Source organism: Stutzerimonas marianensis (genome assembly GCF_022810315.1).
In the GTDB taxonomy this organism is placed as follows: domain Bacteria; phylum Pseudomonadota; class Gammaproteobacteria; order Pseudomonadales; family Pseudomonadaceae; genus Stutzerimonas; species Stutzerimonas marianensis.
The window spans coordinates 143,956-164,685 of sequence record NZ_JALGRD010000001.1 but is presented as its reverse complement, the minus strand read 5'-3'; the positions used below and the strand labels follow the sequence as shown (position 1 = coordinate 164,685).

Sequence of the window (20,730 nt, the reverse complement as noted above, 5' to 3'; positions counted from 1 at the left end):
GCTGGCGCTGGCTCCAGGGGCTCTGTACCGGTGCCGACGCTGTCTTGTAGCCAACCTTTGCGCTAAGGAATCCTATGAGTCTGCCATCGCTGGTTGCGCTGCCTTCCTCGCTCCACTCTTTGGTCAGTCGTGCCGAGGAGACGTTCCTCGATGCACTGCGCGACTCATCGGCGCAGGCCGTGGAGGCGTTCACTGCCTGGCCTGTGTCACGGCGCGACATTTTTGGTCGGGTGTGTGCGGCCAGTGACTTCGTCAGCGAACAGGTTAGCCGAGATCCCGCGATGTTGCTGAGCCTGGCATCGGCCGGGTTGCTGGAGCGGGGGCTGAAAGACGGCGAAATGCGCGCATCGCTCGCCGAAGCCCTGGCCGACTGCGCTGACGAGGACGACTTGGCGAGGCGGTTGCGGCGTTTTCGCACACGTCAGCAAGTGCGCATCGTCTGGCGCGATCTGAGCCGTCAGGCGGATCTGGCCGAGACCTGCGGCGATTTGTCCGACCTGGCCGATGCCTGTATCGATCTGGCCTATGGCTGGTTGTACGAGCGCCATTGCACTCAGTTCGGCGTCCCGACCGGGCGGCGCAGTGGCGAGCCGCAGCACATGGTCATCCTGGGCATGGGCAAGCTGGGTGCACGCGAGTTGAACCTGTCATCGGATATCGACCTGATCTTTGGCTACCCGGAGGGGGGCGAGACGGTGGGCGCTCGACGGGCGCTGGACAATCAGGAGTTCTTCATTCGCCTGGGTCAGCGGGTGATCAAGGCGCTCGATGCGCCCACCGTCGACGGGTTCGTGTTTCGAGTCGATATGCGTCTGCGTCCGTACGGATCGTCCGGCTCGCTGGTGCTCAGCTTCAACGCGTTGGAGCAGTACTACCAGGACCAGGGGCGGGACTGGGAACGCTACGCCATGATCAAGGCTCGTGTGGTGGGGGGTGACCAGGCGGCAGGCAAGGAGCTGCTGGAGATGCTGCGCCCCTTCGTCTATCGGCGTTATCTCGACTTCTCCGCAATCGATGCGCTGCGCACCATGAAGCAGTTGATCCAGCAAGAGGTCCGGCGCAAGGGGATGGCTGCCAATATCAAGCTGGGTTCCGGTGGTATCCGTGAGGTGGAGTTCATCGCCCAGGCCTTCCAGCTCATTCACGGAGGCCGCGATCTGAGTCTGCAGCAGCGACCGCTGCTGAAGGTGCTGGCGACCCTTGCCGGTCAGGGCTACCTTCCAGCGCCAGCCGTGGACGAATTGCGCGAGGCATACGAATTCCTGCGTTACACCGAGCATGCGCTGCAGGCCATAGATGACCGACAGACCCAGATGCTGCCGGAGAACCAGACGGACTGTGACCGGGTCGCCTTCATCATGGGCTTCGACGACTGGGCGAGCTTTCACAAGCAGCTCCTGCACTGGCGGGAGCGCGTCGATTGGCATTTCCATCAGGTCATCGCCGACCCCGACGAGGACGAGGGCAGCGAAGGCGAGACGCTGGTTGGTGGCGAGTGGCTGCCGCTCTGGGAACAGGATTGGGACGAGGAACATGCCTGTCGCCAGCTGGCCGATGCCGGTTTTCGTGATGCCCAGGCGGCCTGCCAGCGGCTCGCCGCACTGCGCAGCGGCAGCCAGGTGCGCACCATGCAGCGCCTGGGGCGCGAGCGGCTGGACGCATTCATTCCGCGTCTGTTGGCGCAGGCCGTGGAGCAGGACGACCCGGATCTGGTTCTCGAGCGTGTTTTGCCGCTGGTTGAGGCCGTGGCGCGGCGCTCGGCCTATCTCGTGCTGCTGACGGAAAACCCGGGTGCCTTGCAGCGGTTGCTCGAACTCTGCGCGGGCAGCCCTTGGATCGCCGAACAGATCACGCGCTTCCCGCTCCTGCTGGATGAATTGCTCAACGCCGGGCGGCTGTTCAGCCCGCCCCAGGCGCCGGAGTTGGCTGCCGAGTTGCGTGAGCGCCTTGCGCGCATCCCAGAAGACGATCTGGAACAACAGATGGAGGCGCTGCGCCACTTCAAGCTGGCGCATCGGCTGCGCGTCGCCGCTTCGGAAATCGCCGGTACGCTGCCGTTGATGAAGGTCAGCGACTACCTGACCTGGCTGGCCGAGGCCATTCTCGAGCAGGTCCTGCAGCTCGCCTGGCGCCACACCGTGGCGCGGCATGGGCAGCCGCGGCGCGTCGACGGCAGCCTCTGCGATCCGGCGTTCATCATTCTCGGCTATGGCAAGGTCGGGGGCATCGAGCTTGGGCACGGGTCGGACCTGGACCTGGTGTTCATCCACGACGGTGATCCCAACGCCGAGACCGACGGCACCAAGCCCATCGATGGCGCGCAGTTCTTTACCCGCCTGGGCCAGCGGATCATCCATCTGCTGACCACTCAGACCACCTCTGGCCAACTGTACGAAGTGGACATGCGCCTGCGACCGTCGGGCGCATCGGGGTTGTTGGTCAGTTCGCTGAGTGCTTTCGACCGCTATCAGAGCCAGGACGCCTGGACCTGGGAACATCAGGCACTGGTCCGCGCGCGGGTGCTGGTCGGTTGTCGGCAATTGGCAGCGGACTTCGAAAAGGTCCGCGCCTCGGTGCTTGGTCGCCAGCGTGATCTCGACCAGTTGCGTCGCGAGGTGAGCGAGATGCGAGCGAAGATGCGAGACAATCTCGGAACGCGAGCGACCCAGGCCGGCACCGCCGAAAACGCCTTCATGCCCGAGGGCGAGTTCAACCTCAAGCAGGATGCCGGTGGTATCGTGGATATCGAATTTATGGTGCAATACGCGGCTTTGGCGTGGTCGCACCAGCATCCGCAACTGCTGCGCTATACCGATAACATCCGCATTCTCGACGGGCTGGAGCAGGCCGGGTTGATGACCGGCGATGAGGTGCGGCTGCTGCAGGATGCCTACAAGGCATACCGCGCCGCGGCCCACCGGCAATCACTGCAGAAACTGCCTGGCGTGGTGAGTGGGGATCAATTTCACGACGAGCGCCGCGCGGTGATGCGCATCTGGCGTGAGCTAGGACTCAGCTGACTCGTCTGCAAACAGCATTTATCGAATTCCGAGGTGGCAACTAATGTCGATGGCCGATCGTGATGGCGTGATCTGGTATGACGGTGAGCTGGTTCAGTGGCGCGACGCGACCACTCATGTGCTGACTCACACCCTGCATTACGGCATGGGGGTTTTCGAGGGCGTGCGTGCCTACGACACGCCGGCCGGCACCGCGATCTTCCGCCTGCAGGCGCACACCGATCGCCTGTTCGATTCGGCACACATCATGAACATGCGGATGCCGTATTCGAAGGAAGAGATCAACGAGGCGACCCGCGCCGCCGTTCGCGAAAACAACCTGGAAAGCGCCTACATTCGCCCGATGGTCTTCTACGGAAGCGAAGGCATGGGGCTGCGTGCCTCCGGGCTGAAGGTGCATGTCATCGTCGCGGCCTGGCACTGGGGCGCCTACATGGGCGACGAGGCGCTCGAGATGGGCATCAAGGTACGCACCAGCTCCTTTACTCGACACCATGTCAACATCAGCATGACCCGCGCCAAGTCCAACGGCGCCTACATCAACTCCATGCTGGCCCTGCAGGAAGCCATTTCCGGCGGCGCCGACGAAGCGCTGATGCTGGATCCCGAAGGTTATGTGGCCGAGGGGTCCGGGGAAAACATCTTCATCATCAAGGATGGCGTGATCTACACCCCGGAGGTTACCGCCTGCCTCAATGGCATCACCCGCGCCACGGTACTGACCCTGGCCGATGAGCTGGGCATCAAGGTGGTGGAAAAACGCATCACCCGCGATGAGGTCTATATCGCCGACGAGGCCTTCTTTACCGGCACCGCCGCGGAAGTCACCCCGATTCGCGAGGTCGATGGCCGCAGTATCGGCATTGGTCGCCGTGGCCCGGTGACCGAGCGTGTCCAGAAGGCCTATTTCGATCTCGTGACCGGCAAGACCGACGCGCATGGCGAATGGCGGACGCTGGTCAAGTAAGCCGCAAGCTGGAAGTCGGAAGCCGGACGTGAAGACCACTCCGGCACTTGCTTCCAGCTTCATGCTCATGGCTTTCAGCTTATGAATATTCTGATCGTAGGTCCCAGCTGGGTCGGCGACATGGTGATGGCGCAGACATTGTTCGTCTGCTTGAAACAGCGCCATCCCGACTGCCAGATCGACGTGCTCGCGCCCGAATGGAGTCGGCCTATTCTCGAACGCATGCCCGAGGTCCGGCAGGCGTTGAGCTTTCCCGTCGGGCATGGCGTGCTCGACATGGCGACACGGCGCAACGTTGCGCAGAGCCTGAGAGGGCGATACGAGCAGGCGATCCTGCTGCCCAACTCGCTGAAGTCGGCGCTGGTACCGTTTTTCGCCGGCATCCCCAAGCGTACCGGGTGGCGTGGCGAGATGCGCTTCGGCCTGCTCAACGACATTCGCAGGCTGGACAAGCAGCGCTACCCCTTGATGATCGAACGATTCATGGCGCTGGCCTACGAGCCGGGCGCCGAGTTGCCAAAACCCTATCCCAAACCTTCGCTGAGCATCGTCGAGCAGAGCCGCGATGCGGCCCTGGCGCGCTTCGGCCTGAGTCTGGATCGGCCGGTGCTGGCGCTGTGTCCGGGCGCTGAATTCGGCGAATCCAAACGCTGGCCGGCGGAGTACTTCGCCAAGGTCGCCGAAGCGAGGGTTCGCGAAGGGTGGCAGGTCTGGCTGTTCGGCTCGAAGAATGACCATGCCGTGGGCGAGGAGATCCTCCAGGGTCTGATCCCGGGATTGCGGGAGGAAGCATTGAACCTGGCCGGCGAAACCAGCCTGGCCGAAGCCATCGACCTGCTGTCGTGCGCCGATGCGGTGGTTTCCAACGATTCCGGGCTCATGCACGTAGCCGCCGCGCTGGGGCGCCCCTTGGTTTCCGTCTACGGTTCGACCTCACCGGCATTCACCCCGCCGCTGTCCGACCAGGTCGAGATCGTGCGTCTGGGGCTCGATTGCAGCCCCTGTTTTGAGCGCACCTGCCGTTTTGGTCACAACAACTGCATGCGCGACCTCAGGCCCGGTGCAGTCATCGAGGCGCTGGAGCGCCTGGCGCCGCAGCCGGTCGAGGTACGCTGAGTGAGGGTGCTGTTGGTCAAGACCTCTTCGCTGGGCGATGTGGTCCACACCCTTCCGGCGCTGACCGATGCCGCGCGCGCGCTACCGGGCATCCAGTTCGATTGGGTGGTAGAGGAGGGGTTCGCCGAGATCCCCGCCTGGCACCCAGCCGTGGCCCAGGTCATACCGGTCGCGATTCGCCGTTGGCGCCAGCATCCGCTGCGGGCGCTGCGTTCCGGCGAATGGCAGCGTTTCAAGGCGCGCTTGCGAGAGGCCCGCTACGATCTCGTGATCGACGCACAGGGGTTGCTCAAGAGCGCCTGGTTGACCCGATATGCCCCGGCTCCGGTGGCCGGTTTGGATCGCGATTCCGCCCGTGAACCGGTGGCCGCGCGCTTTTACGATCGACGCTATAGCGTCGGGCGCGAACAGCATGCGTTGGAGCGGGTACGGCAGTTGTTCGCCCAGGCACTGGGATATCCGGCCGCCGACACGGTGGCGGACTATGGGCTGGATCGCAGCCAGTTGGCTGCGCCCAGCGACCAGCCCTATCTGCTGTTCCTGCATGGCACCACCTGGCCAAGCAAGCACTGGCCCGAGCGATACTGGCGTGAACTGGCCGAGCGAATGAGCGAGTTCGGCTGGGCGATCCGACTGCCTTGGGGCAATGCCGACGAAAAGGCCAGAGCCGAGCGAATCGCTGCCGGGCTGCCGAGCGTCTCCGTACTGCCTCGTCTCAACCTGGGCGGCATCGCCAAGGTCGTGGCCGGTGCGCGAGCCTGCGTCGCGGTGGACACTGGCCTCGGGCATCTCGCTGCCGCGCTGGACGTGCCGAGCATTTCGCTCTATGGCCCGACCTTGCCGGGCCGCGTCGGCGCCTATGGGCGCTCCCAGGTGCACCTGTGCGCACCCGGGCCGAACGCCGGCAAGGGTGATCGACACAAACCCTGCTTCGACGAGCTTCCCCCGGAGCGCGTCGCCAGCGAACTCAAGGCCCTGTTGCGGTCGTCGGAGACAACCTGATGCAGTTGGCCTTTGTGCTGTACAAATACTTTCCCTTTGGCGGGCTGCAGCGCGACTTCATGCGCATCGCCCTGGAATGCCAGCGGCGCGGTCATGCCATTCGCGTTTACGCGATGATCTGGGAAGGCGAGAAGCCAGAGGGCTTCGAGGTGCTGATCGCGCCCGTCAAGGCGCTGTTCAACCACACCCGCAACGAGCGTTTTACCGCCTGGGTCGAGGCCGATCTGGCCAAGCGCCCGGTTGATCGGGTGATCGGCTTCAACAAGATGCCGGGGCTGGACGTGTATTACGCGGCCGACCCCTGTTTCGAGGACAAGGCGCAAACCCTGCGCAACCCGGTCTACCGGCGGTGGGGCCGCTACAAGCATTTCGCCGAGTACGAGCGCGCGGTGTTCGACCCGCGTTCCAACACCGAGATCCTGATGATCTCCGAGGTCCAGCAGCCGTTGTTCGTCAAGCACTACGCGACGCCTGCCGAGCGCTTTCATCTGTTGCCGCCCGGCATCGCCCAGGACCGGCGCGCACCGCCCAACGCGGGTGAGATTCGCCAGGCGTTCCGTGATGAATTCGAGTTGGGCAGCGACGAACTGCTGGTCGTGCAGATCGGCTCGGGCTTCAAGACCAAGGGCGTCGACCGCAGCCTCAAGGCCATGGCCTCGCTGCCGCGCGAACTGAAGCGGCGCACCCGCCTGTTCGTCATCGGTCAGGACGATCCCAAGCCGTTCCAGCTGCAGGCCCGTGCCCTGGGGGTTGCCAGTCAGGTCGAGTTTCTCAAGGGGCGTAGCGACATCCCGCGCTTCCTGCTTGGCGCGGATTTGCTGATCCATCCGGCCTATAACGAGAACACCGGGACCGTGCTGTTGGAGGCGCTGGTCGCGGGTCTTCCCGTCTTGGTAACCGATGTGTGCGGTTACGCCCATTACATCGCTGATGCCGACGCCGGCCGCGTGGTGTCGAGTCCTTTCGAACAGTCCTGCCTCGATCGTGCGTTTGCCGACATGCTTGCCGATGATGTGCAGCGCAGCCGCTGGGCGCGCAATGCCCTGGCTTATGCTGATACCGCCGATCTGTACAGCATGCCCAAGCGTGCGGCGGACGTGATCCTGGCGGAGCGAGCATGAAGTTGATCCTTGCCGAACCCTTCAGGACGCTCTGGGCTGACCGCGACCCGTTCGAGGCGGTGGAACAGCTGGAGGGTCAGGTCTACCGTGAACTCGAAGGCCGGCGCACGCTGCGCACCGAAGTCGATGGGCGCGGCTATTTCGTCAAGATTCATCGCGGCATCGGCTGGGGCGAAATCTTCAAGAATCTGACCACCGCGAAGCGGCCGGTGCTTGGCGCGGGGCAGGAGTGGCACGCATTGGAGCGCCTGCATCAGGTCGGCGTGCCCACCATGACCGCCGTCGCGTACGGCGAGCGCGGCAGCAACCCAGCCAGGCAGCATTCATTCATCATTACCGAGGAGCTGGCGCCGACGGTCAGTCTCGAGGATTATTCGGCCGACTGGTTGGAGTCTCCGCCGGATCCAGTGCTCAAGCGTGCACTGATCGCCGAGGTCGCGCGGATGACCGGAACCATGCACCGAGCCGGCGTCAATCACCGTGATTGCTACATCTGCCATTTCCTGCTGCACACCGATAGACCGGTGACGGTCAATCATCTGCGCCTGTCGCTGATCGACCTGCACCGTGCTCAGACTCGGGCCAAGACGCCGCGCCGCTGGCGTGACAAGGACCTGGCGGGGCTCTATTTCTCGGCGCTGGGCATCGGATTGACCGAGCGTGACAAGTTGCGCTTTCTGAGAGCCTACTTCCAGCGGCCGTTGCGCGAGATCCTGCGTGACGAGGCCGAATTGCTTCGCTGGCTGGCGCAGCGGGCCGCGCGCCTGAGCGCACGCTACGTCCGTAAATACGCTCCGGGTGCCGGCAATGAGTGAATGGCAGGTCGCGCCGGGCATCGCCCCGGAGGCCGCCGATGCCTTCGCCAGCCTGGAACGGGTCTTCGCCTTGCAGGGCGAGCGGATCGCCAGCGATCCGCTATCGAACGTCACTCGGGTAACGATTGGAGACCGACGCTACTACGTGAAACGGTACAGCGCGGCCGGCAAGGGTTTACGGCGCCTGTTCGGCCGCCCTCGGGTCAAGGCTGAATGGCAGAACCTGCGCCTGTTCAGCCGTCTTGGAATTCCGATAGCACCCATCGTTGCCTGGGGGCTGGAGCGGCAGTTCGGTGTATTTCGACGAGGTGCGCTGATCACGCTGGAAATCCCCAATACGCTGGATATGGCAGCCATGGCGCTGACCGGGGACCGCCGGCTCGCTGATCCGGCGTGGGTGGATCGCATCAGTCGGCAAGTCGCCCGCGCGACCCGGCTGCTGCACGATCACAGGTTCGCGCACAACGATCTCAAGTGGCGCAATCTTCTCGTCGACGAGGACGACCAGCTGTATCTGATCGACTGCCCGAGCGGTGATTTCTGGTGGGGCTCTTTCCTGCGGTATCGGGTGATCAAGGACCTCGCCTGCCTGGACAAGGTCGCCAAGAGTCAGCTGTCTCGCAGTCAGCGTCTGCGGTTCTTTCTCTACTACCAGCAACGCCATCGCCTCGTCCCGGAGGATCGGGCGATGATCGAAAGCGTGCTTGGCTATTTCAAGGGGCGCGAATGAAGGACTTCATCGCGGTGCAAGACAAGCCGCTATTGGAGGCGGCAGGGTTGTCCGGCTTCGATGCTCTGTGGGACGCCCGCGTGCCCGCGGTCGACGAGCCGAACCGAGGGCGTGGCGGCTGGAGCGCGGTATACAAGCTAAAGCTTGGCAGCGCGGCCTATTACCTCAAACGACAGTCCGACTACCTCATTCATTCGGTGACACATCCGCTAGGGGAGCCAACGCTGACGCGCGAATTCCGTAATATTCGGCGCTACCACCGGCGCGGGATTCCCACTTTGGACGTGGCTTTCTTCGGCCAGCGTAAGGTCGCTGGGGAGCGTCGCGCGATTCTGCTGACGCGTGCGTTGGATGGCTGGAACGACCTTGCTAGCTGGCTGGAAGGCTGGTCGGAGGTGTCGGTTGCTCGCCGCGAAACGATCCTGCGGGCATGTGGTGAGCTGGTCCGGCAGCTGCATCAGGCCGGTCAACGCCATGGCTGCCTGTATCCGAAGCACATCTTCCTTCGTGAGCAGGGTGAACGTTTCGATACCTGCCTGATCGACCTGGAAAAGACGCGTCCCCTGATGTTTGGGCGCGGCGCCCGGGAGCGTGATTTGGACGCGCTGGTGCGTCGTGCTGGCTGGCGCGACGGCGATGTGGCAACGCTGCTGGCGGCCTACCTGGGCTGCATGCCTGACGCCGCGCGCGTCGACCGCTGGCGCCGGCGACTACTCGTTCGGAGCATTAGCAAGGACGCGCAGCCATGAAACTGGCCGAGCTGCAACAGGCGGGGCGGTCGCCCGATCTACCGCAGGTACTGCCCTTGGCTGGCGGTGCGCTTGAGCTGCAGGCCTGGCTGCGCGTGTTGCCTGGTCAGCGCTATGTCGCCCGGGCCCTCTGGAATGGCCGCGTGGTGCTGGCCAAGTTGTTCGTGGGTGCCAAGGCGCAACGGCACCTTGAGCGTGAGCGCCGCGGCGCGAAGCTGCTGATCGAGCAGGGTATGACGACTCCGGCACTTGTCGCTGAGGGCGCGCAGGGTGGGGAGGGCGGCTGGTTGCTCTTCGACTACCTGGAAGGTGCAACCAGCCTCGGCGAGGCCTGGTCCCAGGTGGCAAACGAACCGATGCTTTCCGAGGCGCAGCAGGCCATTCTCGCCGAGGCCCTGGGCGCAGTTGCCGCCTTGCATGCAAAAGGCCTGTGGCAGGCCGACCTGCACCTGGACAACTTGCTGCGCCAGGGCGACAGGTTGTGGCTGATCGACGGCGGCGGTGTCCAGGCCGAGTCACCAGGCTCGGCGCTCGGGCGCGAGCGGGTGTTGGAAAATCTTGGTTTGTTCTTTGCGCAGCTGCCTTCGGCTATCGATCCGTTCATCGAGGAGCTGCTCGTCCACTATCTTCTGATCAACGCCGAGCACGCCCTGCCCCTCGAGCTGTTGCAGCATGAGGTGGGGCGCGCTCGAAAGCGGCGCTGGAAGGACTTCCACGGCAAGCTAGGCCGCGACTGCACCCTGTTCAGCGTTAGCCGTGATGCGCTGGGCCTGCGAGCGGTTGTCCGGAGCGAGGAGGCAACCCTGGCGCCTCTGTTGAGCGATCCGGACGCTGCGATTGCCGACGGCGTGGCGCTAAAGCGCGGTGGCAGTGCGACCGTGGCCGGAGTCGAGGTCGCGGGACGCAGGCTGGTCGTCAAGCGCTATAACATCAAGGGCGTCGGGCACTGGCTCAGGCGTTTCTGGCGACCTTCCCGCGCCTGGCACAGCTGGGTCGAAGGTCATCGCCTGAACTTCCTCGGCATTGCCAGTCCCAGGCCCCTGGCGGTGATCGAGCGGCGCTGGTTTGGCTTGCGCAGCAGAAGCTATCTGGTGACCGACTACGCTGACGGCCAGGATTTGCTTACTCTGCTCGCGCCCTACCAGGACGGCGCGCCGCCGGAGGACGTTCTGCAAGCGTTGGAGCGATTGTTCAGCGGCTTTCTTCGCGAGCGCATCAGTCATGGTGACCTCAAGGGTACCAATCTGCTTTGGCTGGAGGGGCGGCTGATGCTCATCGATCTCGATGCCGCCAGGCATCACGATGATGATCGGCGTTTCGCCGAAGCCTATCGTCGCGATCGTGCCCGTCTGCTGCGAAACTGGCCGGCCGATAGCGCCTTGCACAGGCTGCTCGACGCGCGCCTGCCCACCCTGAAATAAATCGACGATCGCATTTTCGCGCGCCCGGCCGATTGGTTGTTGCCGCAACGTTTTGTCGAAGGGATTGCGCACGACGGGCGTTTACCCTGGCTTCCCTGTAGCCGCTATAATTCCGCCCTTTATGTTTCCATCGTGGTCACTTGGTTGGCCATGTTCATAGGCGACCCCGGATAGCGGCGCAGCGACTGCTGGCGTTCCGGCGGCCGTCGTTGCTGAAGAGGCTTTAAACGTGGCATTGACGATTCTCGGTTTATCAGGCGCGCTCAGCCATGATCCATCTGCCGCCCTTTACATCGATGGCAAGCTGATCGCCGCGGCCGAAGAAGAACGGTTCGTGCGCGACAAGCATGCCAAGAACCGCATGCCGTACGAGTCTGCCAAGTTCTGCCTGGAACAGGCGGGCATCAAGCCCTCGGACGTGGATGTCGTCGCGATTCCCTTTGCGCCAATCAGCCTCTTCGAAAGGGCACGCTGGCACTACGCCAAGCGTTACTGGTACGCACCGGATCGCGCCCTGGATGCAATCCTGTTCGGCAATCGCCGCTACAAGCGCTACCACAAGCGCATCCAATGGTGCCTGCAGCAGCTCGGTTTCGATCTGAAGAAAATCAAGATCGAACCGGTCGAGCACCACCTGGCACATGCCTCCAGCGCCTATCACTGCTCGGGCTTTACCGAAAAGACCGCGATACTCGGCATCGACGGCAAGGGCGAGTACGCCACGACCTTCTTCGGCTGGGGCGAGAACGGTCGCATCCACAAGATCAAGGAGTTCTACGATCCGGACTCCCTGGGTGGCCTTTACGGCGCGATCACCGAATTCCTCGGCTTCGAGATGCTCGACGGCGAGTTCAAGGTCATGGGCATGGCGCCCTATGGCGACGCCGCCAAGTACGATTTCTCCCGCCTGGCTACCTTCGAGAACGGCGAGCTGACCATCAATACCGAATACGCCAACGTCATCGGCTTCCGTCGCTACAAGGAAAAGGGCAAGGGGTACTACTTCTCGCCGAAGCTGATTGAGTGGCTCGGGCCGAAGCGAGAGGGGGATATCGCTGACGACCCCTACATTCATTATGCAGCTGCGATGCAGGCGCTTTTCGAAAAGCTCGCGCTGCAGATGATGGATCACTACCTGGGCGACATCATCCGTGAGACCGGCAAGATTGCCTTCGCCGGGGGCTGCGCGCTGAACGTGAAGCTGAATCAGAAGATCATCGCGCGTCCGGAGGTCAAGGAACTCTTCGTCCAGCCGGCGTCCGGCGATGCCGGCACTGCAGTCGGCGCGGCGGCCTACGTTTCGCATCAGCGCGGTGTGCCTGTCGAGAAGATGGAACACGTCTACCTCGGCCCCGCCTACTCGAACGAAGACATCATCGCGGCCTGCGCGCGCCACCCCAACAAGCCGGTCTGGACGCGCATCGATGACACGCCGCAGCGCATTGCCAAGATCATGGTCGAGGGCAATCCGGTCGCCTGGTTTCAGGGCCGCATGGAGTTCGGCCCGCGCGCCCTGGGCGGACGTTCGATCATCGGCTGCCCGAGCGTGCCGGGCGTGGCTGACCGCATCAACGAACAGATCAAGTTTCGCGAGCGCTGGCGGCCATTCTGTCCGTCGATGCTCGATACCGTGGCGCCGCAAATGCTCAAGGTCGATCACCCAAGCCCGTTCATGACCTTCACCTTCGAGGTCAACGAGGAGTGGAAGGATCGCGTCGGCGAGGTGGTTCACGAGGACGGCACGTCGCGCGCGCAGGTGCTCGAGCGCCGCCACAATCCCCGTTGGTACGATCTGATGGTCGAGCTGGAAAAACTCACCGGCAACGGCGTGTCCCTGAATACCTCGCTCAACCGCCGCGGCGAGCCGATGATCTGCTCACCGACCGATGCGCTGAACATGTTCTACGGTTCGGATCTGCAGTATCTGATCATGGAAGATGTGTTGGTGGTGAAAGACGACAAGGACCGGCATGACAGCATCTGAGCAGTGGGTGCTGCAGCTGTGCCACGGCTATGACGGTCCGTTTCTGGATTGTGCGCGGCAATACGCCGCGCTGTTCGTCGGCACGACTTACAAAGTCTGCACGGTTTACCTGACCGGTGATGAAAGCGATGAGGTTGTGCGTGGTTCCGCCTCGGACGAGGTCATTTTTCTCGGCTACGAAAGCAAGGCGGTACGTGGGCTGAAGATAGGCGCACTACGCGCGTTGAAGCGGATTGTGAAAGGGCGTGATTTCCATTTTTGCATCGCTCACCGCTTCAAGCCAACCTACCTCGCCTTGCTGTGCACGAGACTTCCTGTGATTGGTATCAACCATGCGTTCGGCGTCTACCAGCGCCGATACCGTCGTCTATTTGCCAATCTCTACCGTCGCCGTTTGGCACTGTTGGGGGTTTCCGATGCGGTCCGTGATGATATTCGCGCCTGCTTGCCGGGTTGGCCAGGCGGGCGCATCGAAACGCTATACAACCGGATTGATATCGGAGCGGTGCAGTCCGAGCAGGTCGATCGCTCAGAAGCCCGTGCCTACCTGGGTTTACCCGCCGGTGCCTGGGTGGTTGGAAATGTTGGGAGGCTGCATCCGGATAAGGATCAGGCGACCCTGATCCGTGGATTCGCCAAGGCTCTGCCTTGGCTCCCGGAGAACAGCTGGCTTGTCATCATAGGGGTGGGGCGGCTTGAGGCCCGCTTAAAAATGCTTGCCTCGGAACTCAGCATCGCTGAGCGTGTTCGGTTTACGGGAAGCGTGCCTCAGGCGCGACGCTTCTTCAAAGCATTCGATGTATTTGCTTTGTCGTCCGATCATGAGCCGTTTGGCATGGTCCTGCTCGAGGCAATGGCGGCGCATGTACCGGTTATCTGTAGTGACTGCGGGGGTGGGCGGGAAGTGGTTTGCGGTGTTGGGGCGCTTTTCCCGTTCGGTAACGCTGATGCGTTAGCCGAGCAGATTGTTACGTCGACATCGATGCCAGTCGATTCGGGAAGGTTTGAAACTCGGCTGCATAGGTGCTTCACGGACGAAGCTGCGACGGCGCGTTTCTGGGCGCTCTTAAGCAACTGGGGTGTCAAGGCTGTAAGCAGGCACAATTCGAGCGCGAGCCAGGAGAAGACATGAGTACCGCCCTTCAGCCACTCGTTTCGGTAATTGTGCCTTGCTATAACTATGGTGAATTCGTCGGCGAAGCAATCGCAAGCATTCTTCGCCAGGACTATTCGAATTTCGAACTCATCGTTATTGACGACGGATCAACGGACAATAGCGTAGATAATATCGCGAAAGCCTTGCAAGACTGGCCGAGCGCTAGCAATGCGTGCCGGGTTGAGTTCATCAAGCAGTCGAATCAAGGAGTGAGCGCTGCCTTAAACGCAGGACTTGCGCTCGCCAGCGGTGAGTTCATCGCCACCTTCGATGCCGATGATGTCATGGCCCCGGGGCGTCTGCGTTTGCAGGCTGAGTATTTGGCTACTCATCCTGAGGTAGGTTGCGTAGGTGGAGTCCCGATACGTATCGATCACCAGGGTGATCTGCTCCCTAAGAAGCAAAAGAAGCGAGCGGTACGCCGGTACGATTTCTCACAAGCCTTGGCTCAGTCTCTGGTAGTAGGCGGGAACCTAGCGGTCTATAGGCGGGAAGCGATGCTCGCTGTGGGTGGGTATGACCCCGCAATCAGGGTCCAAGACTTTCAGATGACCCTTAAGATTGCAGAGGCAGGCTATTTGGTCGATATACTCCCTGATGTAGTGACCCTGTATCGTAAGCACGGTAGAGGTCTGTCCAGTCGGTATGTGGACGAGTACCACTACGGCATGCAAGTCATCAATGCCTATATTGGTCATCCCAGTTATCCCTCCGGAAAGGCCCGGCTATTGACGCGAATTCTTGGGCCGGCGGTTATTCATGACAAGCGGCTTGCCTGGACTTTGATTCGGCAAGTTCCCGTGCGGGAATGGGATCGCCGCTTTCTAAAGCGACTGCGATATTTCTTTTTCAAGTTCCCATCCCGGCGATCGGGCTAGCGCTGGCTTGCCAAGCCTCTTGTTTTTTGGCGCTGGTCGCAACCGAGGAGTAAATGATGAGTAGTCGGCCAACTAAGTTTCTGATCATTGATGGTATCGGTGGCGTACCGCTAGGGCGAGAGATCGGCGAGGCCTTTGCGGAGTGTGGTATACCTACAGCTCGCCTAGATGCCTTGAAATTGCCGGTCCGGCGTTTCTACAAAGTTCGTTCGGCTTGGCACAAATTCAGAAACAAGCTTGGCGAAAAGGATGCGTTTCATAATCTACCACGCTTGCGATTCGACCTTTTGGAAAAGCGTGTTGTGCAGGAGCAACCCACACATATTCTTGTGGTTGGGTTTGTCTATAAGCATTTCGATCCGGCGGAGGTAAAGCGTTTAGCAGAATCCGTCGGTGCGCAGTTGATGATTTACGATACCGACAGCTGTAATTTGTATTCCAAGCGTCGCGAGTTTATTTATTTCATTGAGCATGAACTGCCGATTTATGATTTGATCTTTTCTTTCTCCAAAGTAACCACCCGCTTTTTTCGCGATACCCTTAGGCTTAATGCGGTTCATCTCCCTTTTGGTGCAAAACAGTTGCCGAAGGAGCCCGTTGCGCTGAGACAGGATGTAGTGTTCATTGGCAGCGCTGATCTTCGGCGGGTTTTTCTGCTCGAGCATGTCCGGGAGTGGCTGTCGGTGCGCGGTGCACGCTGGGCTCGAAATTTTCCCTTGATTTCTGTCGATTTGAGAAAGCGGATTGACGATCGGCCCATCTGGGATGACGAGCTGATTTCATTGCTTCAAAGCGCAAAAATTGTCTTGAACATAACGCGGTCAGATTTTTACGGCGCAGAAACCGGTGTGAATCTTCGAATTTTTGAGGCGCTGGCGGCAGGATGCTTTTTGCTAACGGATTACTGCGAAGAAGTGACGGAAATATTCACGCCGGGCGTGCACCTTGATGTTTTTCGTTCGGCATCGGAGTTAAGGCAGAAGGTAGAATACTACCTGGCCCATCCGCATGAGCGCGAGCGTATAGCCGAGAATGGCTATAACGAGTTTTTAGCAGCGCACGGGTGGTCTGCTCGTGTAAAACAGATTTTGGCGCACACTTCGGTACCTGGCGTATGAGTGACGTTGTGATGCGTAAGGCTGATGTGATCCTCTATGAAGTGTTTTTATTACGACGCGGCACCGAATGTTGGGGACGAGGTAAACCGTTATTTGTGGAGCAGATTGCTAGGGCGGTCTGCGGAATCCGAGGACGGCAGGGTCGGTCTGTTGGGTATTGGTACTTTGCTCAGCGAAGAGTTTTGCCAGCGTCTTGACTCATGCGAACGTATCGTAGTGTTTGGCTCTGGAGCGGGCTATGGGCGCCTCCCTAGGCTGGATGCGCGCTGGGACGTGCGCTGCGTTCGTGGTATCCAGACAGCGCGAGCGATTAGCGTTGATGAGCGTCTTGCAGTTGCCGACGCTGCCTACCTGCTGGGGTCCTTGACTTGGGCGCGGCGGTCAGTGGGGCCTGTTGTTGTTATTCCGCATCATGCCTCGATGGCTTATATGGACTGGAATAGCGTTTGTCAGCGAGCAGGGTTTAGTTTTCTTTCACCTGCCCTACCTGGAAAGGATTTCTTCGACACGTTGAGCACGGCGAGCTTGGTACTGACCGAGGCGATGCATGGTGCGATTTTCGCGGACATTGCGCGAATTCCTTGGGTGCCTTTTCGGTTCGGTCCGAATTTTCTGGAGCGAAAGTGGACGGACTGGGCGGATATGTTCAACTTGAGTCCGTCAATTCCACAGGCAGAGTCATTCTATGATCCCCAACACCATAATCAGGAAAAAAGTAGCGCCTTCCATGCAGAGCGCCGCCTGAAGGCGCTGCTCGGGCGTCGTGGAATAGGGCGTCGCAGATGGAGAAAGGTGCTGCCGCCAGGTGATACGTCTGGCGCGGCGGGTGATCGGTTTGCGGGCTTTTTGCAGGGGCTGGCCCAGCGGGAAGGCTATCTGAGCGCTGACTCAGTGTTTGATGTGCGGGTCAGCGCCTTGCATGAAAAGCTTTCGCATATGGCTGATGAATACGGCCTCGAATATACCGGTTTCTCCGGAAACATCTCCGATCTGTTTGATTAGTCCGGAAGACGATGAGCGTCTTCCTGCTGCTCCAGCAAGCACATGAGTGTTGGAAGCCAGAAATATATCCAGAGGGGGTGTGACGGCGAGGTGAACATCCCATTGCTGGTAGTAATTAGCGCGCCCCATCCGACCATTGCCACTGGCAGCCAGCGAGACTGACTCCGAACGCCGCGAAGGAAAAAAATGAGAGCGAACAGGGTGAAAGCGGAAAATCCGACCACGCCAGTTTGATAAAGCACACTGATATAGCCACTGTGTGGGTGAGGGAATCGGCCGGCGAAAAGGTAGTCATCATGCCCGCAGCCCCACGCTAGGCTGCAGTTGAGTAATAGGCGTTCGATAGCGTCTTGCCATATGGCTGGCCTATAACTCAAGCCACGATGCGCGAGAACGTCGTCTGCCCCTAATGCGATAGCCAATGTGATCCCTACGGCGATCACCAAGAGCATTATTACTGCGCGTTTACCCTGGATATATAGTGAGAAGGCAAAAAACAAAGCCAGACCGACCAGTGCAGAGCGCGCCTGGAATATGATGACAGTAAGCAGAAAAAGCGCGACACATGACAGAAAGCCAACTGCATACAACGCTGTGCTTTTCTCGCGAAGGATAGGCTCCAAATGAAAGATCCACAAAAATCCGACGCTCGTGGCGATAATGAGCGCCACGTGAACGGGGTTTGCCTGGATACCGAGTATCTGGCTATAGCGGATACTTTCGCCGGCTTCCAAGCTCAGGATGGCCCAATGAAGAGTAATGGCGGAAAGAATCACCATCCAGACTAGGCTGGCGAAAAGTAGCCCTTTTTCGGCGCTGCTTTTTCCTTCGTTGCGTAGATTGAGACTTAAGGCAAATAGGAATAGGTACAGGGTGAACTTCAAGTCGCTCAGGCTTTCTGCTGCGATAATGGATATAACAAGTATGAGGGCAAGGGGAGCCAGAAGCGTTTTTGTCATGGCCCATAGCGTGTCCCGTTGTTGGGCGCAAAAATGGGCAATTGCCGGAAGCGCTATTCCTGCGTAAAAAAAGTTATTTATCATTTTAGAGGATAACGGTAGGGCGTGGCTGAGGCAAAAAGCTGTAATGGCGAGGGGGAGCCAGTGAGTCACTCTGAAAGTCACGATATATCTCTAGGAAAGCTGTTTAGGTAGACGCGAGCGTATGTCTCGTTAGTCTAGGCTGTGATAATGTTCGACCAAGGCGTCCATTGGAAAGTTTAGGACTTGATGCCGAGCTAAATACTGCGAGAGATGGGCAAAGTTTCTGTTGACTAATCGCTGACCTAGAGGGACGTGTTTGAAGCGCATGTCCAGAACGTCAATTAGCCCAAATTGTTCATTGCCAAGCTCAAGGATGTTCCCGAGGTGCAGCGACCGAAAATATATTCCGTTGGCGTGTAGCGTCTTGATGAAGGCGGCCAGGCTTGGCAGCAGTCTGCAGATTCTTTCTGGTTCCCGCTTATTGATACTTTCCACGGGCTCGCCTGCGAGCGGGGAGTATATACATCCGCTCACGCCGGATTTAGCGTCTAACCAGAATACGTCGAGTACTTCCGGCGCTGAAATCCCCAGGTGTTGCAATCGAATGGTGTTACGTTGGAATCGGCAGGCCGCCGGTCGGAGGCGGGCGATAGCGGGATGGCGCCGGGTATGGAAGATTTTCAAATAGCGTGCGTTTTGCAACATGACGACCTTGGGGCCGCGGGTGTCCTGTTCAAGGATTCGTCCCTCAGCTATCCAGCTTTCCAATTCCTGCGCTGATACACTCCGCATTTTGTTCCTCTAGCCGTTTAACGGGACCTGCCGAATGGCCAATTCTACCCAGCAATCCAGCCTGAAGGTGTACATTCGATTGCTGCGTTACGTCGTACCCTATTGGGGCGCGTTCGCTGTCAGCCTTCTGGGCTTTTTGCTCTTCGCTGCTACCCAGCCGATGCTCGGCTACATTCTCAAATTCTTCGTCGACGGGCTCAACAACCCAGACGCCAGCTTTTTTGCTCAGGTTCCGCATCTGCAAGACGTCGCGTGGCTGGCCGATTTGAAGCTATTGCAGGTCGTACCGTTGCTCATCGTTGTAATCGCGCTGATGCAGGGCGTTGGGTCGTTTCTCGGCAACTATTTTTTGGCGAGGGTATCGCTGGGATTGGTGCACGACCTGCGCGTGGGGCTCTTCAACAGCTTGCTGGTCCTGCCCAACCGCTATTTCGACAGCCATAACTCAGGTCATCTGATCTCGCGGATAACCTACAACGTGACCATGGTCACTGGCGCGGCGACGGATGCGATAAAGGTTGTGGTGCGCGAGGGGATGACGGTCATCTTCTTGTTTGCCACGCTGCTCTGGATGAACTGGAAACTGACCCTGGTGATGGTGGCGATTCTGCCGGTGATCGGTGTCATGGTCTCCAGTGCCAGCAAGAAGTTTCGCAAGCAGAGCAAGAAGATTCAGGTAGCCATGGGTGATGTGACGCATGTCGCGTCTGAAACCATACAGGGCTATCGTGTCGTACGAAGTTTCGGCGGCGAGAGCTACGAGCAGGGCCGCTTCCTGTCTGCCAGTAGCGAGAACACCGCCAAGCAGCTGCGCATGGTCAAGACCAACGCGATATATACCCCGTCGTTACAGTTGGTGATCTACAGCGCCATGGCCATGCTGATGTTTCTGGTGCTGCTGCTGCGCGGTGATGCGTCCGCCGGTGATCTGGTCGCCTACATCACGTTGGCGGGTCTCCTGCCTAAGCCAATCCGCCAGCTTTCAGAAGTCAGCTCGACGATTCAAAAGGGTGTATCCGGTGCCGAAAGCATCTTCGAACAGCTGGATGAAGATCCCGAGGTTGATCATGGAACGATCGAGCGCGATCGGGTTAGCGGTCGGCTCGAGGTACGGGATTTGAGTTTCGTCTATCCCGGTACTGATAAGCCGGTACTGGAGTCGGTCAGTTTTAAAGCGGAGCCGGGGCAGATGATTGCGCTAGTGGGTCGCTCGGGAAGTGGCAAGTCGACACTGGCGAACCTCATTCCGAGGTTTTACCACCACGAAGCTGGCCAGATTCTTCTCGATGACGCCGACGTTGAAGCGTACACCTTGCGTAATCTGCGGCGGCACATTGCGCTAGTCACTCAGCAAGTGACCTTGTTCAACGATACGGTGGCTAACAACATTGCATACGGCGACCTGGCCGGTGCGCCTCTGGAAGATATTGAGCGTGCGGCACGCGACGCTTACGCCGATGAGTTCATCCAGCAGATGCCCCAGGGGTACCAGACGCCTGTTGGCGAGAACGGGGTTCTGCTTTCCGGCGGGCAGCGTCAGCGTCTTGCTATTGCGCGTGCGCTGCTGAAGAACGCTCCGGTATTGATACTCGATGAGGCTACTTCAGCACTGGATACTGAGTCGGAGCGCCATATCCAAGCGGCGCTGGACAAGGTGATGAAGGGCCGTACGACATTGGTCATTGCGCATCGGCTGTCAACCATCGAGAAGGCTGATCTTATCCTCGTCATGGAGAATGGACGTATCGTCGAGCGTGGCAGTCATGCCGAGCTGCTTGCTGCCAATGGCGCTTATGCCGGTCTGCACGCCACGCAGTTCAAGGAAGACGGTGACGCCCCGAATTAAGAACTGAGCGAACCCCGCCTGCGCCGGCGG

16 protein-coding genes are annotated in these 20,730 nt (G+C 60.0%); 15 read left to right on the top strand and 1 reads right to left on the bottom strand.

Features of this window, described 5'->3' with window-relative positions:
• The first annotated feature begins 74 nt into the window (after positions 1-74).
• The 14 genes from glnE (at position 75) to MST27_RS00690 (ending at position 17,079) form a co-directional block, all read left to right on the top strand.
• Positions 75-3,020 (top strand): bifunctional [glutamate--ammonia ligase]-adenylyl-L-tyrosine phosphorylase/[glutamate--ammonia-ligase] adenylyltransferase, encoded by a 2,946-nt coding sequence (glnE, locus tag MST27_RS00755; RefSeq protein ID WP_243604096.1) that lies wholly within the window; start codon positions 75-77, stop codon positions 3,018-3,020.
• 43 nt (positions 3,021-3,063) lie between these two features.
• Entirely contained in the window at positions 3,064-3,987 is a 924-nt protein-coding gene (ilvE, locus tag MST27_RS00750; RefSeq protein ID WP_243604095.1) for a branched-chain-amino-acid transaminase, read from the top strand.
• 81 nt (positions 3,988-4,068) lie between these two features.
• Positions 4,069-5,103 (top strand): lipopolysaccharide heptosyltransferase II, encoded by a 1,035-nt coding sequence (waaF, locus tag MST27_RS00745; protein ID WP_243604094.1) that lies wholly within the window; start codon positions 4,069-4,071, stop codon positions 5,101-5,103.
• On the top strand, positions 5,104-6,105 hold the full coding sequence (gene waaC, locus MST27_RS00740) for a lipopolysaccharide heptosyltransferase I (protein WP_243604093.1): 1,002 nt from the start codon (positions 5,104-5,106) through the stop codon (positions 6,103-6,105).
• Positions 6,105-7,226, top strand: coding sequence for a glycosyltransferase family 4 protein (locus MST27_RS00735; RefSeq protein ID WP_243604092.1), 1,122 nt, complete (start codon positions 6,105-6,107; stop codon positions 7,224-7,226). Before waaC ends, MST27_RS00735 begins: the two co-directional genes overlap by 1 nt.
• Positions 7,223-8,041 carry a lipopolysaccharide core heptose(I) kinase RfaP gene (rfaP, locus tag MST27_RS00730; protein ID WP_243604091.1) on the top strand — a complete coding sequence of 273 codons (819 nt, stop codon included), beginning with the start codon at positions 7,223-7,225 and terminating at the stop codon, positions 8,039-8,041. Before MST27_RS00735 ends, rfaP begins: the two co-directional genes overlap by 4 nt.
• Positions 8,034-8,771 carry a lipopolysaccharide kinase InaA family protein gene (locus MST27_RS00725; RefSeq protein WP_243604090.1) on the top strand — a complete coding sequence of 246 codons (738 nt, stop codon included), beginning with the start codon at positions 8,034-8,036 and terminating at the stop codon, positions 8,769-8,771. Before rfaP ends, MST27_RS00725 begins: the two co-directional genes overlap by 8 nt.
• On the top strand, positions 8,768-9,520 hold the full coding sequence (locus MST27_RS00720) for a lipopolysaccharide kinase InaA family protein (RefSeq protein ID WP_243604089.1): 753 nt from the start codon (positions 8,768-8,770) through the stop codon (positions 9,518-9,520). Before MST27_RS00725 ends, MST27_RS00720 begins: the two co-directional genes overlap by 4 nt.
• Complete coding sequence (locus MST27_RS00715; protein ID WP_243604088.1) at positions 9,517-10,941, top strand: lipopolysaccharide kinase InaA family protein; 1,425 nt, start codon at positions 9,517-9,519, stop codon at positions 10,939-10,941. Before MST27_RS00720 ends, MST27_RS00715 begins: the two co-directional genes overlap by 4 nt.
• Before the next feature lie 229 nt (positions 10,942-11,170).
• Positions 11,171-12,925, top strand: coding sequence for a carbamoyltransferase family protein (locus MST27_RS00710; RefSeq protein ID WP_243604087.1), 1,755 nt, complete (start codon positions 11,171-11,173; stop codon positions 12,923-12,925).
• The gene (locus tag MST27_RS00705) at positions 12,912-14,057 is read left to right on the top strand and encodes a glycosyltransferase (RefSeq protein ID WP_243604086.1); all 1,146 of its coding nucleotides are present in this window, start codon (positions 12,912-12,914) and stop codon (positions 14,055-14,057) included. The genes MST27_RS00710 and MST27_RS00705 overlap by 14 nt, the downstream gene beginning before the upstream one ends.
• A complete protein-coding gene (locus tag MST27_RS00700) occupies positions 14,054-14,959 on the top strand; it encodes a glycosyltransferase family 2 protein (RefSeq protein ID WP_243604085.1) in 906 nt (301 codons plus the stop codon). The genes MST27_RS00705 and MST27_RS00700 overlap by 4 nt, the downstream gene beginning before the upstream one ends.
• Positions 14,960-15,015: 56 nt before the next feature.
• Complete coding sequence (locus MST27_RS00695; RefSeq protein WP_243604084.1) at positions 15,016-16,077, top strand: CgeB family protein; 1,062 nt, start codon at positions 15,016-15,018, stop codon at positions 16,075-16,077.
• Between the two features lie 36 nt (positions 16,078-16,113).
• Entirely contained in the window at positions 16,114-17,079 is a 966-nt protein-coding gene (locus MST27_RS00690; protein ID WP_243604083.1) for a polysaccharide pyruvyl transferase family protein, read from the top strand.
• On the opposite strand, the gene MST27_RS00685 is transcribed toward MST27_RS00690, so the two are convergent.
• Positions 17,076-18,203, bottom strand: coding sequence for an O-antigen ligase family protein (locus MST27_RS00685; protein WP_243604082.1), 1,128 nt, complete (start codon positions 18,201-18,203; stop codon positions 17,076-17,078). The two genes, MST27_RS00690 and MST27_RS00685, sit on opposite strands and share 4 nt — an antisense overlap.
• Before the next feature lie 685 nt (positions 18,204-18,888).
• Here MST27_RS00685 and msbA point away from each other — a divergent pair.
• Entirely contained in the window at positions 18,889-20,700 is a 1,812-nt protein-coding gene (gene msbA / locus MST27_RS00675) for a lipid A export permease/ATP-binding protein MsbA (RefSeq protein WP_243604080.1), read from the top strand.
• Positions 20,701-20,730 lie beyond the last annotated feature (30 nt).

Excerpts from the sequence above, each read along its gene's own strand:
- glnE (WP_243604096.1), top strand. The coding sequence starts at position 75 with ATGAGTCTGCCATCGCTGGTTGCGCTGCCTTCCTCGCTCCACTCTTTG.
- ilvE (WP_243604095.1), top strand. The coding sequence starts at position 3,064 with ATGTCGATGGCCGATCGTGATGGCGTGATCTGGTATGACGGTGAGCTG.
- waaF (WP_243604094.1), top strand. The coding sequence starts at position 4,069 with ATGAATATTCTGATCGTAGGTCCCAGCTGGGTCGGCGACATGGTGATG.
- MST27_RS00735 (WP_243604092.1), top strand. The coding sequence starts at position 6,105 with ATGCAGTTGGCCTTTGTGCTGTACAAATACTTTCCCTTTGGCGGGCTG.
- rfaP (WP_243604091.1), top strand. The coding sequence starts at position 7,223 with ATGAAGTTGATCCTTGCCGAACCCTTCAGGACGCTCTGGGCTGACCGC.
- MST27_RS00725 (WP_243604090.1), top strand. The coding sequence starts at position 8,034 with ATGAGTGAATGGCAGGTCGCGCCGGGCATCGCCCCGGAGGCCGCCGAT.
- MST27_RS00720 (WP_243604089.1), top strand. The coding sequence starts at position 8,768 with ATGAAGGACTTCATCGCGGTGCAAGACAAGCCGCTATTGGAGGCGGCA.
- MST27_RS00715 (WP_243604088.1), top strand. The coding sequence starts at position 9,517 with ATGAAACTGGCCGAGCTGCAACAGGCGGGGCGGTCGCCCGATCTACCG.
- MST27_RS00705 (WP_243604086.1), top strand. The coding sequence starts at position 12,912 with ATGACAGCATCTGAGCAGTGGGTGCTGCAGCTGTGCCACGGCTATGAC.
- MST27_RS00700 (WP_243604085.1), top strand. The coding sequence starts at position 14,054 with ATGAGTACCGCCCTTCAGCCACTCGTTTCGGTAATTGTGCCTTGCTAT.
- MST27_RS00695 (WP_243604084.1), top strand. The coding sequence starts at position 15,016 with ATGAGTAGTCGGCCAACTAAGTTTCTGATCATTGATGGTATCGGTGGC.
- MST27_RS00690 (WP_243604083.1), top strand. The coding sequence starts at position 16,114 with ATGAAGTGTTTTTATTACGACGCGGCACCGAATGTTGGGGACGAGGTA.
- msbA (WP_243604080.1), top strand. The coding sequence starts at position 18,889 with ATGGCCAATTCTACCCAGCAATCCAGCCTGAAGGTGTACATTCGATTG.